This window comes from Paenibacillus chartarius, assembly GCF_042432825.1.
In the GTDB taxonomy this organism is placed as follows: domain Bacteria; phylum Bacillota; class Bacilli; order Paenibacillales; family NBRC-103111; genus Gordoniibacillus; species Gordoniibacillus chartarius.
In genome coordinates this window covers 1-1,552 of the sequence record NZ_JBHLWN010000132.1, presented here as the reverse complement: position 1 = coordinate 1,552, position 1,552 = coordinate 1, and the positions used below count along the sequence as shown (strand labels likewise).

At 47.6% G+C, this 1,552-nt stretch carries 1 protein-coding gene; it reads right to left on the bottom strand.

Annotated features, from left to right (window positions below; translation table 11 throughout):
* A protein-coding gene (locus ACFFK0_RS30620; RefSeq protein WP_377475253.1) for an IS3 family transposase occupies positions 1 to 1,542 on the bottom strand; the annotation gives its coding sequence in 2 pieces (ribosomal slippage) (positions 1 to 891 and positions 891 to 1,542; 1,543 coding nt annotated over the 2 pieces). This gene is flagged as partial in the annotation.
* Positions 1,543 to 1,552: the final 10 nt, after the last annotated feature.

Below are 1,552 nucleotides of genomic sequence, written 5' to 3'. Positions count from 1 at the left end.
TCCGGTATTCCATTGGACTGAGGCCGTTTAATTTGGCTTGCAGTCGGTCGTTGTTATAAAAATCTATGTAGGCTTGGATATCCTTTTCAAGCTCCTCATACGAAGAGTAGGTGTGCAAATAATACTTCTCGCATTTGAGCGTTCCCCAAAAAGATTCCATCGGTCCGTTATCGATGCAGCGCCCCACACGTGACATACTCTGGGTCATGCGCCTGCCATCCAAGAGCGCTTTAAAGCCTAAGGAAGTGTATTGGAAGCCGCGATCGCTGTGAAGCAGGGGACTGCTTTCTGGAGCTGTTTGCATAGCTAGTTTCAGTGTATCGAATACCAGTGGATTGTTATTGGAACGCCCCAATACATAGGAGACGATGGAATTATCATGAAGGTCGAGAATCGCGCTCAAATACGCTTTCTGGCCATTGCCGTACTTGAATTCCGTTACATCGGTAAGCCACTTTTCATTCGGTGCATCCGCATGGAAGTTTCGGTTTAGTACGTTCTCCGCCACCTGCTGCGGGGTGGCGTTAGCATACTTCTTTCGCTTCCTACGAATCACGGACTGAATGCCCATCACCTTCATGAGCCGTTCTACGCGCTTGTGGTTAATGGTTTTCCCCGTATGTCTGCGCATGTGCAGCGTTAATCGACGGTACCCATAGACACGCTCCACTTGCTCGTAGATGCTCATCATCACCTTTGTCAGCTGCTCATTCTCTTGCTCCCGTGGACTAGGCTCGTGTTTTAGCCACTCATAATAACTAGAACGTGCAATTCCAGCGATTTCGCACAGCAGTTGCACGCTAAACAACGCTTCTTCATGAAGCGCTTGAATGACAAGATAGGTGTTCTCTTGGCGGTGTTGACTTAATTTCGCCTCCTTTGGAATTCCCGTAACTTTTTTAGAAATGCATTCTCCGCCCGAAGCCGTTCCATCTCATATTCCATCTTCTTCAGCTCTAGCTTGTGGCGCTCCGCTTCGGTCAATTCTTCCGGGGCTTTCTTTCTCCCTCGACCATCCTGTAACGCGTCTGGTCCGCCGTCTTCGAACTTCTTCACCCATTGGTATACTTGCTGATAGGAGACTTGAAACTCTCCTGCTGTCTTATGATAATTATGCTGATTTGCCAAGCAGTGGTGGACAATATCGATTCGTTCCTGCCACGTCGTAGTGCGACCTTTAGTCATAGCTCTTGGTTCCCCTTTGTAGGCTTTTAAGCTGCTATGACCATTATACTTCTTTATCCAGTTGATGAGCTGCGTGGTACTCGCAATCCGATATTTAGCGATGACCTCGTATTGAGAGAGTCCTCCCTCAAGGTGATCCCTCACTGCTTGAAGCTTAAGCTCAGCCGAATAGCTGCGATTCCGTTCCTGACTCACCAGCCCATCCTCACCGTAGAGCTTGTAGCGACGTTGCCATTTCATCAAAGTCGTTTTATTTATCCCATATTTTTTTGCAGCGGCCAGAAATCCGATTTTACCGCTTGATACTTCTTGAATTACAGCGAGCTTCTCCAACGCATTATATTTTCCTCTTGGCATAAAAAAGGCT